General features: G+C 68.8%; 9 protein-coding genes. 7 read left to right on the forward strand and 2 right to left on the reverse strand.

The window, feature by feature from the left end:
• Positions 1-101 precede the first annotated feature (101 nt).
• The 7 genes from BMX29_RS17190 (at position 102) to BMX29_RS17220 (ending at position 6,967) form a co-directional block, all read left to right on the forward strand.
• Positions 102-1,400: a sugar ABC transporter permease gene (locus BMX29_RS17190; protein ID WP_043843443.1), complete on the forward strand. Its 1,299-nt coding sequence runs from the start codon at positions 102-104 to the stop codon at positions 1,398-1,400.
• A complete protein-coding gene (locus tag BMX29_RS17195; protein WP_043843445.1) occupies positions 1,400-2,164 on the forward strand; it encodes an ATP-binding cassette domain-containing protein in 765 nt (254 codons plus the stop codon). The genes BMX29_RS17190 and BMX29_RS17195 overlap by 1 nt, the downstream gene beginning before the upstream one ends.
• Before the next feature lie 215 nt (positions 2,165-2,379).
• Complete coding sequence (locus BMX29_RS17200; RefSeq protein WP_092815286.1) at positions 2,380-3,939, forward strand: alkaline phosphatase; 1,560 nt, start codon at positions 2,380-2,382, stop codon at positions 3,937-3,939.
• Positions 3,940-4,044: 105 nt separating this feature from the next.
• Entirely contained in the window at positions 4,045-4,473 is a 429-nt protein-coding gene (locus tag BMX29_RS17205; protein ID WP_092815289.1) for a hypothetical protein, read from the forward strand.
• Between the two features lie 6 nt (positions 4,474-4,479).
• Complete coding sequence (locus BMX29_RS17210) at positions 4,480-5,157, forward strand: ABC transporter ATP-binding protein (protein ID WP_092815292.1); 678 nt, start codon at positions 4,480-4,482, stop codon at positions 5,155-5,157.
• Positions 5,157-6,467 (forward strand): FtsX-like permease family protein, encoded by a 1,311-nt coding sequence (locus tag BMX29_RS17215; protein ID WP_092815295.1) that lies wholly within the window; start codon positions 5,157-5,159, stop codon positions 6,465-6,467. The genes BMX29_RS17210 and BMX29_RS17215 overlap by 1 nt, the downstream gene beginning before the upstream one ends.
• Before the next feature lie 23 nt (positions 6,468-6,490).
• On the forward strand, positions 6,491-6,967 hold the full coding sequence (locus BMX29_RS17220) for a copper chaperone PCu(A)C (RefSeq protein ID WP_092815298.1): 477 nt from the start codon (positions 6,491-6,493) through the stop codon (positions 6,965-6,967).
• Between the two features lie 16 nt (positions 6,968-6,983).
• Here the strand turns inward: BMX29_RS17220 and BMX29_RS17225 are convergent, their stop codons facing one another.
• Entirely contained in the window at positions 6,984-8,090 is a 1,107-nt protein-coding gene (locus BMX29_RS17225; protein WP_175471225.1) for a patatin-like phospholipase family protein, read from the reverse strand.
• A 134-nt stretch (positions 8,091-8,224) separates the two neighbouring features.
• Positions 8,225-12,583, reverse strand: a complete 4,359-nt coding sequence (locus BMX29_RS17230) for a choice-of-anchor I family protein (protein WP_092815304.1) — start codon at positions 12,581-12,583, stop codon at positions 8,225-8,227.
• Positions 12,584-12,606 lie beyond the last annotated feature (23 nt).

Here is a 12,606-nt window from a genome sequence, read left to right on the forward strand (position 1 = left end):
GGAAGGCGGCCCCGGGGTCGCCTTCCACGCCATTCCGGACCCCGGACTGCCGCACGCGGCGGCGGGTCCGCCACGGTCCAAGCAAACATCGGGAGGGGAAGATGGCCGACACCACCGGCAGCGACGCGACGTCCCCGCGACGCAAGGGTCTTCTGGACACGCTGGAGGTCGACACGCGCCTCCTAGGCATGATCGGCGCATTCGTCGTTCTCTGCCTCGTCTTCAACTTCGTGACCGAGGGGCGGTTCCTCACCCCGCGGAACGTCTTCAACCTGACGATCCAGACGGTTTCGGTCGCGCTCATGGCGACGGGCATGGTCTTCATCATCGTCACTCGTCACATCGACCTGTCGGTGGGCTCGCTTCTGGCGACCTGCTCGGCGGTGATGGCGATGACGCAGACGGTCGTGCTGCCGAACTGGCTGGGCTTCGACTACGGCTCGGGCGCGATCGCGCCGCTGGCGCTGATCGCGGGCCTCGTCGTGGGCACGCTGATCGGGGCGTTCAACGGCTGGCTCGTGGGCTACCTGACGATCCCGGCTTTCATCGTCACGCTGGGCGGCCTTCTCGTCTGGCGCAACGTCGCGTGGTACCTGACCAACGGCCAGACCATCGGCCCGCTGGACGAAACCTTCCAGTTGCTCGGCGGCATCAACGGTACCCTGGGCGAGACCGGATCGTGGATCGTCGGCGCCGTCGCCGTGGTTGCGGCGATCCTCGCGCTGGCCTCTGCGCGCCGGTCGAAGAAGGCGCACGACTTCCCGGTCAAGCCGCTCTGGGCCGAGGTCGTCCTCGGCGTCGTGATCGCGGTGGTGATCCTCGGCTTCGTGGCGCTTCTGAACGCCTACGACATTCCCGAGAACCGGCTCGAGCGCATGTTCGAGGCCCGCGGCGAGACGATGCCCGAAGGCTATACCGAGGGCTACGGCATCCCCTATTCGGTGCTGCTCCTGATCCTCGTGGCGGTGGTGATGACGGTGGTCGCGCGCAAGACGCGGCTCGGCCGCTATATCTTCGCCACAGGCGGCAACCCGGACGCGGCGGAGCTGTCGGGCATCAACACGCGGCTCCTGACCGTGAAGGTCTTCGCGCTGATGGGCTTTCTCTGCGCGCTCTCGGCGGCGGTCGCCTCGGCCCGCCTCACGTTCCACTCCAACGACATCGGCACGCTGGACGAGCTGCGGGTCATCGCCGCCGCGGTGATCGGCGGCACGGCGCTGGCCGGCGGCATCGGCACGATCTACGGCGCGATCCTCGGCGCGCTCATCATGCAGTCGCTCCAGTCCGGCATGGCCATGGTCGGCGTCGATGCGCCGTTCCAGAACATCGTCGTGGGCGCGGTGCTGGTGCTGGCCGTGCTGATCGACATCCTCTACCGCAAGCGCACGGGAGCGAAATGATGGTGGACCGCAGCGGAACTCCCCTGGTCGAGCTCAAGGACATCTCGATCGCATTCGGCGGCGTGAAGGCCGTGGACCACGTGTCGGTTGACCTCTACCCCGGCGAGGTCGTGGGCCTGCTTGGCCACAACGGCGCGGGCAAGTCGACGCTCATCAAGTGCCTGTCGGGCGCCTACCGGCAGGACAGCGGCGACGTCTTCATCAACGGCCAGAAGGCTGCGATCAACAACCCCCGCGACGCGCGCGGCTACAACATCGAGACGATCTACCAGACGCTCGCCCTGGCGGACAATCTCGATGCCTCGGCCAATCTCTTTCTCGGGCGCGAGATCGTGACACCGCTCGGCCTCGTGAACGAAAGCGCGATGGAGGCCGAGACCCGCAAGATCATGAACCGGCTGAACCCCAACTTCCGCAAGTTCAACGCGCCGGTCTCGGCGCTGTCGGGCGGCCAGCGGCAGTCGGTGGCGATCGCGAGGGCGGTCTACTTCAACGCGCGGATCCTGATCATGGACGAGCCGACCGCGGCGCTCGGCCCCGCCGAGACGCAAATGGTCGCGGAGATCATCCAGGAGCTGAAGCGCCAGGGCATCGGCATCTTCCTGATCGACCACGACGTGCACCAGGTGAAGCGCCTCTGCGACCGTGCCGCGGTGATGAAGAACGGCGAGCTGGTGGGCTGCGTGGACGTGGACGACGTGTCGACCGACGATCTTCTCGGCATGATCATCGCCGGCAAGAAGCCCGAGCACCTCGCGGCCTGAGGGCCGCCGGGGACCAGCCATGAACGGCGCGCGGCGGCTGACGGCCCCGCGCGCCGTTTTCGTTTTTCCGCCACACGGAATGGTTGTTTCATGCTAGCCGCGCGCCGGCATTCTTAAGCGAGCCGTCATCGTTCCGTTGCAGTGCTGTTACATGCCCGGCGCCATAAGGGCCGCGCATCAACGCATCGCAAGAACACCTTCCGGGGGACAGCACCATGAAGAAAACGGCTCTCGTCTCGACGCTCGCGCTGACCGCGAGCATGGCGGCCGCGCAGGATCAGGACCTGCCGCAGGCGTCCAGCGAGTGGTTCACCGCGGGTCAGACCACGATCCAGGAGATCCTCGACCGCCAGCCCAACACCAACACCGCGCGCAACGTGATCGTGCTGGTGGCGGACGGCAACGGCGTCGGCACCAACTACGCCACGCGCCTGTTCGTGGGCCAGCAGGAAGGCGGCCTCGGCGAGGACCACGTGCTGCCCTACGAGACGCCCGAATGGTACAGCGCCCTGGTCAAGACCTACAACATCAACGCCCAGACCCCGGACTCCGCCCCCACCGCCGGCGCGATGAACACCGGGGTCAAGCAGCGCTTCAACCTCATCAACCTCGGCGAGGACGCGGTCACCGGCGACTGTCGCACCGAGGACGCCAACAAGCTGACCACCTTCGCCGAGATCGTCTCGGGCATGGACAAGTCGGTGGGCATCGTCTCGACCGCGCGGCTCACCCACGCGACCCCGGCCGCGGTCTACGCCAAGACCGCCTACCGCAACTGGGAAGACGCGATCGAGGCCCCCGGTGACGAAGGTGCAGAAGCCGCCGAGCTGGGCGAGCTCTGCCCGAACTCCAAGGACATCGCGACCCAGCTGATCGACGCGATGGAAGCCGGCACCATCGACCTCGCCATGGGCGGCGGCCGTCGCCATTTCGTGCCCGAGGGCACCGAGACCGACGAAGGTGGCGAGGGCCGCCGCGCCGACGGCACCAACCTGATCCAGCGCGCACAGGACCTCGGCGCCCAGTACGCCTGGGACACCGCGACCGCGCAGGAGCTGACGCTCGACGGCTCTTCGCCGATCCTTGCGCTGTTCGAGGACAGCCACATGGAATACGAGGCCGACCGCGCCGACGAGGAAGAGCCCTCCATCGCCGAGATGACCCGCATGGCCATCGAAGCCCTCTCGACCAACGAGAACGGCTACTACCTCGAGGTCGAAGCCGGCCGCGTCGACCACGCCAACCACGACGGCAACGCCTACCGCACCCTGACCGACGGCGCGGCCTTCGCCGAGGCGGTCCGCGTCGCCGACGAGATGACCGACGACGAGGACACCCTCATCATCGTCACCGCCGACCATGAGCACGCCATCGCCTTCAACGGCTATTGCGGCCGGGGGTCGGACATCCTCGGCCTCTGCTACGAGGTTTCGAACGACGGCATCGAGCATTCCGACCAGCCGAACATGGCCGCCGATGGCAAGCCCTACACCGTTCTGGGCTATCTCAACGGCACCGGGTCGGTCCTGAAGGAGCCGACCGAGGGCGGGAACGAGTGGACCGGCTCGCGTCCGGACGTGTCGCAGGAGGATGCGACCGACATGGACTACATCCAGCAGGCGCTGATCCCGATGTCCTCCGAGACCCACTCGGGCGAGGACGTTGCCGTCTATGCCAAGGGGCCCTACGCGCACCTCTTCGACGGTACGCTCGAGCAGAACGTGATCTTCCACGTCATGCACCACGCGGTGACGGCGGACGACGCCGCCGAGTGATCGCGACGGCTTCGTGACATGCGGGCGGGCCTCGTCGGGGCCCGCCCGACCGCCTTTCCCCGAAGGCGTCCCGCCCGACGTCTCGCCAGTCCCCGGAGGCCCGTCATGCACCGACGTTCCCTGCTTGCCACCGCCACCGTGTTTCTCGCGGCGCCCGCGCTTCTGCGCGCGGCCGACCCCGACGGGCCGTTGAAGATCCGCGAGCTTTACGAGAAGACCGGCGACATGTCGCAGCTGGCCCTCGGGCTCGAGGGCGAGAGGGTGACGTTCGAGGGCTACATGGCCCCGCCGCTCAAGGCCGACGCGCAATTCTTCGTCCTGACCAAGCGTCCGATGGCCGTCTGCCCGTTCTGCGAAAGCTCGGCGGAATGGCCCTCGGACATCCTCGCCATCTACACGAAGCGCGTGATCGACGTGATCCCGTTCAACGTCGGCATCGAAAGCCGCGGCGTGCTGGAGATCGGCGAATACAAGGACCCCGAGACCGGTTTCGTCTCGATGGTCCGCCTGACCGACGCCACCTATTCCGACTGAGGCCGCATGGGACTGCCCCTGTCCATCGCCGGACTGCGCGTGCCCGGACCGTCCGGCCGCGTGCTGCTTTCGGTCGACGCGCTGGACCTGCCGGCCGGGGCGCTCGTGGGTGTGAAGGGGCCCTCCGGGGCCGGAAAGACGACATTTCTGAACGCGCTTGCGGGCCTCGCCGAGAGGATCGAGGGCCGGGTGCGCTGGGGCGATGTCGAACTCGGGTCGCTCGGTCGCGAGGCGCGCACCCGGTTCCGGGCGGCCCATGTGGGGATGATCTTCCAGGATTTCCTGCTGTTCGAGGAACTGGACGCCGCCGGCAATGCCGCCCTGTCGTCGATGTTCCGCCCGAGGTCCGAGCGCGCCGCCGTGACCGCGCGCGCCGTCGCCGGGCTGGAGAGGCTGGGCCTGCGGGACACCGGACGAACCGTCGCGAGCTTTTCGGGCGGCGAGCGCCAGCGCGTCGGCATCGCCCGCGCACTCGCCGCCGCGCCGGACGTGGTGCTGGCCGACGAGCCCACCGCGAGCCTGCACCGCGAGGCCGCCGATGCGCTGGTCGCCGATCTGGCCGCGCTGGCCCGCGAGGGCGGCACCACGCTGGTCGCGGTCAGCCACGACGAGCGGCTCCTCGCCGCGATGGACCGCGTGCTGACGATCCGCGACGGACAGCTTCTGGACGGAGGGACAGCGTGATGGGCGACGTCTGGGCCGGCCTGCCGATCCTCGTGCAGGACATCGCGGTTCTGCTGGCGCTGCTCGTGCCGCTCGGGGTCCTGGCTGGGCTTCTCTGGCGGGGTTACGCGCCGGGGCGGCTGGTGCGCGCGCTCCTGTGGCGGTTCCGCTGGGCCAACGCGATGTTCGTGGCGTTGATCGCCGTGTCGGTCGGCATGGGCATCGGCCTTCTCGCGCAGGAGCGCGGGCTTCGGCAGGGCACCGCGCAGGCCGCATCCAAGTTCGACCTCGTGGTGTCGGCGCCGGGCAGCGAGATGACCATGCTGCTCGCCACGGTGTTCCTTCAGCCCTCGGACGTGGGCCTGATCGGCGGCGCGGCCTATGCCGAGATCGCCGGGCACGAAAACGTGGAGATTGCCGCGCCTCTGGCGTTCGGGGACAGCATCGGCACGGCCTCGGTGGTCGGGACCACCGCCGAATTCGCCACCTACCTGTCGGACGGGGCCATCGAGGGGCGGCTCTGGAACGCCCCGTTCGAGGCCGTCGCCGGGGCCGCCGTCCCGCTCGAGATCGGTGCCCGTGCCGAGCCTGCCCACGGCCACGGCGACGCGGCCGAGGAGGGCGCCCACGCGGCCGAGTTCAACATCGTCGGGCGCATGGCCCAAACCGGAACGCCCTGGGACCGCGCGGTGCTCGTTCCCGTCGAGGCGGTGTGGGAGCTTCACGGCCTCGCCAACGGCCACGCGCCCGGGCGTGCGGAGCAGCTCGGGCCGCCGTTCGACGCGGACTTCTTCCCCGGCACGCCCGCGATCATCGTCCGGGCGACCGAGCTCTGGGCCAACTACGCGCTGCGCTCGGAGTTCACCCGCGACGGCGAGACGATGGCGTTCTTTCCCGGCACCGTGCTGGCCAATCTCTACCGGGTCATGGGCGACGTCCGTCAGGCGATGTCGCTGATGTCCGTGGTCAGCCAGGTCCTCGTGGCGTCAAGCGTGCTGCTCGGCCTCTTCATCCTCACACGGCTCTTCCAGCGGCAGGTGGCCATGCTGCGGGCGCTGGGTGCGCCGATCCGCTTCGTGGTGGCGGTGGTCTGGTCCTACGCGGCCGCGCTTCTGGCGGCGGGCACGGCGCTCGGTCTGGGGGTCGGCCTCGCCGCGGCGGCGGTACTGTCGCGCGTGGTCACAGCGCGGACAGACATCGTCGTCTCGGCCACGCTCGGCTGGGCTGAACTGCACCTCGCCGCCGCCTTCCTGACCGCCACGGCACTTGTAGCGCTGCTGCCCGCGCTTGCCGTCCTGCGTCAGCCCGTGGCCAGCGGCTTGCGGGCCTGACGTGTCCTCCAAGGAGACCTCCGATGTTCAGACCCTTCACCGTCGCGCTGGCCCTTCTGGCCACGCCCCTCGGTGCGCAGGACGAACATGCCGGCCACGTGGCCGCGGCTCACGGGCTGCACCTGCTGCATCCCTGGACGCGGGCGACGAACGGCGACACGGCGCTGGTCTTCGTCGAGATCGCCAACGAAGGCCGCGCGGCCGTGACGCTCACCGGGGCGTCATCCCCGGCTGCCGCGGATGGCATGCTGGCCGGTTTCCGGCTGGGCGAGGGCGAAGGCAGCTACGAGGCCGTCGGCACGGTGCCGTTGAGGCCGGGCGCGAGTCTGGAACTGGCGCCGGAGCAGCTGGTGATCCGTCTCGACGGACTGACCCAGCCGCTGGAGCAGGGTGGGCACCTCGACGTGGTGCTCGATACCTCGGCAGGGCCAGTGGCGTTCGAGGCGTCCATCGAGGCGGCGACCGCGCGCCATCACTCCCACGCCGGTCACGCGCACTGAACGCGGCGCGACCGCGTCAGCCGGGCACGGGCGGCACGATCGCCTCGACGTCTCCGGTGTCGAGATACCAGGCCAGGGTCAGGCCCGAGACGACGTAGCCCCAGTTGATGAGCGCCGCCTGCTCGGCCTCGGAAAACGCGTTGAGGCGGGTGCGGACCTTCGACAGGTCCGCAGCGCCGCGTGCGAGCGGGCGCAGCCTGTCGGGCAGGCGGTCGGGAGCGAGGTCGCTGCCGATGCGCCAGTAGCACAGGCGCCGGTCCGGATCGGCCTCCATCCCCTTGAACAGCAGGCGCAGGCGCAGCGCGCGGACCTGATCCATGGTGATCGAGATCACCCGCAGGATCTGGCGTGGCGACAGCATGTCGAAACCGTTCTGCAAGGCAAAGGCCGCGCCCGCGTCGCTGACCAGCACTGTTCCGAAATGGTCGATACGTTCGAGCCCCATGTTGTCGTAGACGCCGCCGTCGGTCAGTTCGAGCCGGGACCGCAGGTCGCTCCGGTCGAAAAGGTCGGCGCCGTCGAACCGCTGCCACCGCGCGGCCTCGGTTGCCAGTCGCACGGGCGACAGCCACGGGGGAAACGCGCTGGATGCGGCGACCGCGCGCGACAGGGGAAGGGCCTCGGGCGCGGGGAGGTGTCCGAGGCGGTAATCCCACAGACCGGTGCGCGAAAAGCGGATCACTCGGCCGGTGCCGAGATTGGCGGCCTTCAGCACGAAGTCCGGCCGTTCGGGCAGGTCGGCCAGCGTCGCGCCGTGCAGCAGCCCCTCGTCGTAGGCCACGGCCAGCCGGTCCGAGATGCCCGGCGTGAACGGCACCAGCCCGCCGAGGATGACCGGCAGGTCGAGGGGATGGGCGCAGAACTCCCGCAGGGGGGCGATGACCTCGTCCACGAGCTTCGTCGCGCGGCCCTCGGGATCAAAGGCCAGTCGGGGCCAGGCCACCGCCAGCCGTCCCGCGACGATCGAGCCGCCGGAGACCGATGTGATCCGGTCGAGGCGCGGCAACAGGCCCACATCGTTCAGGCGCATGAGCGCACCGCAATGGAACAGCACGGCGCGGAAGCCGCCGCCCGAGAGGGCGAGGCCGGTCAGGGTCTTGGGATCTCGGTCGATATCGGACATGGGGCCTCCGGTCGTCGGACGGGGTCGGTGCATCGTGCCACGAAACCGGGCCGGGCGGGGGCCTTTCACGCGCCCGCCGAACGAAAACGGAGCCCCCGAGGGGGCTCCGCCGCGATCCTGCGCTATTTCGCGGATCAGACGAAGAGAATGTCGCTTTCCGTCAGTTCGGTCGCGTCGACCCCGAGGAGGGTGACCGACGCTCCACCGAACTCCACGAGGGTATCGGCGTCGGCCTGCGTGACGGTAACGTCCCCGGCGTCGAAGCCGATGGTCAGCAACGTGTCCACGCCGATCTCGAAGTCGGTGATTACATCCGCATCGCCTTCGTCCGGCGTGCGGAAGACGAACATGTCCGCGCCCTCGCCGCCGGTCATGGTGTCGTCGCCGACCCCTCCGTTCAGCGTGTCGTCGCCGGTTCCGCCGATCAGCACGTCGTTGCGGCCGCCGCCCGCGAGGAAGTCGTCGCCGGAGCCGCCGTCCACGGTGTCGTTGCCGAGACCGCCGCCGATGCTGTCCGAGCCCAGGCCGCCCGACAGGACGTCCATGCCGTTGCCGCCGCCGAGGCTGTCGGCGCCCGCGCCGCCGGTCACGGTGTCGTCCTGGAAGCCGCCACCGATGGTGTCCGCTCCCTGGCCGCCGTCGATCAGGTCGGTGCCCGTGCCGCCGGCGATCACGTCGTCGCCGAAGCCGCCGTCGACCGTGTCGTTGCGGCCGCCCGCGCCGATCGTATCGTCGCCGGCGCCGCCGTCGATCATGTCGTTGCCGACCCCGCCGCCGATCATGTCGTCGCCGGCCCCGCCGTCGATGACATCACGGCCCGCGCCGCCGCCGATCAGATCGTCGCCGTCGCCGCCTTCGATCACGTCCGCACCGGTCTGGCCGAAGAGCGAATCCGCACCCGCGCCGCCGGTCAGGTCGTCGTCGAGGGCGGTGCCGACGAGCAGCTCACCGCCGTCGCCCGCGCTCAGCTGCACGCCCGGGTTGATGCCCGAGACCGAGTAGACGGCGGTGTTGCCGTCGCCCTCGTAGGAGACGAGGATCTTGGCGGTCCCGTCGGCGCTGTCCTCGGCGGACACGAAGTCGATCACCTCGGGGCTGATGTTCCCGCGCGCCTCGCTGTCGATGTAGGTGACGAAGCTCGGCTCCGACGGCGTCGACAGGTCGTAGACGAAGATGCCGCTGTCGCGCTCGAGGCCCACGAACACCAGCATCCGGCCGTCGACCATGCCGACCTCGATCGCCTCGGGTTCGACCCCCTTGTTGTCCGAGCGCTGATCGAACTCGCCTTCGTCCTGGTTGAACAGGTCGGGGCGGATTTCGGCGATCAGGCGCGAGAACTGGGCACCGCTGTCGAAGACGATCTCACCGGCCTCGTCGTAGACGGTGAACGACCGCGACCCGTAGTGGTAGAGTTGGTCGTAGTCGCCGTCGCCGTCCGTGTCGCCAAGGTCCGAGCGAATGTCGAGGTTGCCCAGAAGCCGCTCCTGCTGCAGCAGCTCGGCATTCGGAAAGGCCTCGGGATCGAGCGTGACGTCCTCGACCGAAGTCTCGGTGTCGTCGCGCGCGTCGCCCTCGTTCGCCGACACGACATAGGTCGCGCCGTCGACCTCGAAGCTGGCGATGGCGTCGGGCTGACGCATGCCGAAGAGGTTGCCGTAGGTGCGGATGTTGATCGCGTTGTCGTCGTTCGACGCATCGAGCGGCACCTCGCTGCGATCGACAAGGCCGAACGAGCGGATGTCGGTGACCTCCAGCGTGGCCAGGTCGATCACCGCGTAGGCGTTGGCCTCCTGCAGCGACACCCATGCCGTTTCGCCGTCCGGCAGCACGGTGATGTATTCGGGCTCGAGGTCCTGGGACACCGGCACGCCGGGCTCCAGAAGGACGCCCCGCGCCAGCAGCTCGTCCTCCATGCCGTCGAAGGCGGTGAAGTCGAGGGTGGTTGCGGTCAGTTCGGTGCCGGCTGCGAGGTCCGCGGGCACCTCGATGACGGACACGCTGCCCTGCGGATTGCCGGCGTCGGTGGGCTCGCCCTCGTTGGCGACGAGGATGCGCCCGCCGTCGGCGGTGAAGGTCACCATGTCGGGCAGGTTGCCGACCTCGACGGTGTCGATGAGCGTGCCGTCGGTGGTGTAGACTGCGACGACACCGTTCACCGCGTTGCCGTCCGCGTCCTCGACGTTGACCGCCGCGGCGACCACGCCGTTCTTGACGGCGACGGACTGAACGCCCGCGTAGCCTTCGATCTCGGTCAGGTCGAAGGTGTTCACCTTCTCGGTCGAGGCGATGTCGAACACGTCGATCTGGTCCTGCGCCGCGTTCGTCACGAAGGCAAGGCCGTCCCCGGCCGACACGACCTCGGAGCCGCCGGTAAAGAGCTCGGTCTCGCCGCTTTCAAGCAGCCCCTCGAAGCGAATGCGGATCGAAGCGTCGCTCTCGTCCGAGAGGATGAAATCCTGCCCGCCGTTAAGCGCGAGCTGCACGATGCGCGCATCGTTGGCCGGGCTGGTCTCGCCCTGGGCGAAGGCGCTGTCCTCGTCCGGGAAGTTGGCCGCCATGTAGTCGGCGAAGGCCGTCTGTTCGCCCAGGATGGTCTCGGCGTCGGCGTCTGTCGTGGTGCCACCGTCCTCGGTGAGGTAGCTGATATCGGTCGCCAGCTCCCGGAATGGGTAGGAATCGCCGTTGTTGTTGACGAGGAAGTCGAGCGACACCATCCGGATGTCCTCCGGGGCGGCCTCGGTCAACGCGCCGTCACGGTAGATGACGATGTCCTCGCCGGTGTCCGGGTCGATCAGCGCGACGGTCTGGACGCGCGCGCCCGCGGTCTCGGTCTCGACGGTGCCGTTCCCGGCGGGGATGTAGTCGCCCTCGCCATCGCGCGCCAAGACCTGCGCGGTGGCGGTCTCGTCGAACGAGAACCGCAGCCCGCCGATCTGGGCGAACTGGCCCGGCGTGTTGCCGGCCGCGGTGTCGGTCGCGGCGACGGCGTGCTCCAGCAGCTGGATCAGGCCCTCGGGGGTGACCGTCAGCAGCGTCAGGCCGTTGTCGAAGCGCAGCGAGTTGACGATGTCGAGCTGGCTCAGCAGGCCGTCGCCCGCGTCGGTGCCGGTGTCGTCGGCCGAACCGATCGCCGCACGGATGCCGCCGCCGTTCTTGAACGACACGTCCACGCCCGGCTCGACCGCGCGGGCGGCGGCGAGGTTGGCGTCGGCGGTGAGATTGCCCAGATTGGTCTCTTCGGTGCGGACGCTTTCGCGGCGGCCGTCGAGGAAGACGTCGTGATTGCCGTAGACGATGGCGTCCTGTGCCTCGACGATGTCGCCGATGGCCGAGGTCAGATCCTCCACGATGTCGGCGGTGGTAGAGTTGGCCAGCGCCGCCTCGATGCTCGCGGCGCCGGTGGCGGCGAGGGTGCCGGACTCGTCGGTGGCGAACACGCCCGAGACGTCCTCGTCGATGCTGTCGAGATTGATGACCCCGGCATCGTCGAACTCGACCGCGAGGCGGCCGACATAGGAATACTCGCCGTCGGTGCCGACAATGACCAGCGGCTCGCCGTCGGCGTTCACGGTTTCAAACGGATAGGTCTCGGCGGCCTCGTCACCGGCGCGGAGCGTGTCCTGCGCGTCCGCCTGCAGGGTATTGGAGCCGCCGGCGATGATGATGTCGACACCAGACAGCAGCCCCGCCAGTTCCTGGTCGAGGGCGAACTGCTGGAGGTGCGAGGTCAGGATGATCTTGTTCACGCCGGCATCGATCAGAGCGTCGATCTGCGGCTGGAGAACGGCCGCGAGCGCGGGCAGGTCGTTGCTGCCGGTGGTGGTTTCCTCGACGCCGCCGGTGGAGGAGATCGTCTCGATCAGCTGGGTGGTCGCGCCGACCACGCCGATCTGCTCGCCGCCGCGCTCAATGATGGTCGAGGGCGCGATCGAGGGGCCCGCATCACCCGCGGCCAGGGTCTCGAGGCTTTCGTCGTAGGCGTCCGAGGTGAGAACGTCGTCGGTGAAGAGGGGCCCGAGGTTCGCATCACCCGAGACGTCGAGGTTGGCCGACAGGTAGGGGAACCACGAGCCTGTCCACTCGACCACGCCGTCACCGCCCTCGGCGCCGATGATCTCGGCGAAGGTCGAGGTGCCGGGGTCGAATTCGTGGTTGCCGATGGCGGACGCGTCGAAGCCCACGAAGTTCATGATGGAGATGTCGACGCGGCCCTGTCCGCGGCCGAGATCGAGCGTCACATCGCCGAGGTCGATGCCCGCGACCTCGGTGTAATACCGGGTGTAGGCGTCAGCCAGCGCGCCGCCGATCGAAAAGTCGGCCGCGGTCGAGAAGAACGGTCCGGGGATGTAGTTGTCACCCGACGAGATGATGGCGGTGTTCTCGTAGGTGTCGTCGAGCGCATCGACGATTGCCGCGAAATTCGGCGCGTTCTCAAGCGCGTCGACCCCGCCTTCAAGGTCGTTCGCGTGCAGCAGCTGAAGGGTGAAAGCCATTTTGATCCCCGAGTTTGGTCTTT

The organism is Roseivivax marinus (assembly GCF_900109705.1).
In the GTDB taxonomy this organism is placed as follows: Bacteria; Pseudomonadota; Alphaproteobacteria; order Rhodobacterales; family Rhodobacteraceae; genus Roseivivax; species Roseivivax marinus.

Bases quoted from the DNA above. Each gene is read 5' to 3' on its own strand.
- BMX29_RS17195 (WP_043843445.1), top strand. From the start codon at position 1,400: ATGGTGGACCGCAGCGGAACTCCCCTGGTCGAGCTCAAGGACATCTCG.
- BMX29_RS17205 (WP_092815289.1), top strand. From the start codon at position 4,045: ATGCACCGACGTTCCCTGCTTGCCACCGCCACCGTGTTTCTCGCGGCG.
- BMX29_RS17200 (WP_092815286.1), top strand. From the start codon at position 2,380: ATGAAGAAAACGGCTCTCGTCTCGACGCTCGCGCTGACCGCGAGCATG.
- BMX29_RS17215 (WP_092815295.1), top strand. From the start codon at position 5,157: ATGGGCGACGTCTGGGCCGGCCTGCCGATCCTCGTGCAGGACATCGCG.
- BMX29_RS17220 (WP_092815298.1), top strand. From the start codon at position 6,491: ATGTTCAGACCCTTCACCGTCGCGCTGGCCCTTCTGGCCACGCCCCTC.
- BMX29_RS17230 (WP_092815304.1), bottom strand. From the start codon at position 12,583: ATGGCTTTCACCCTTCAGCTGCTGCACGCGAACGACCTTGAAGGCGGG.
- BMX29_RS17190 (WP_043843443.1), top strand. From the start codon at position 102: ATGGCCGACACCACCGGCAGCGACGCGACGTCCCCGCGACGCAAGGGT.
- BMX29_RS17210 (WP_092815292.1), top strand. From the start codon at position 4,480: ATGGGACTGCCCCTGTCCATCGCCGGACTGCGCGTGCCCGGACCGTCC.
- BMX29_RS17225 (WP_175471225.1), bottom strand. From the start codon at position 8,090: ATGTCCGATATCGACCGAGATCCCAAGACCCTGACCGGCCTCGCCCTC.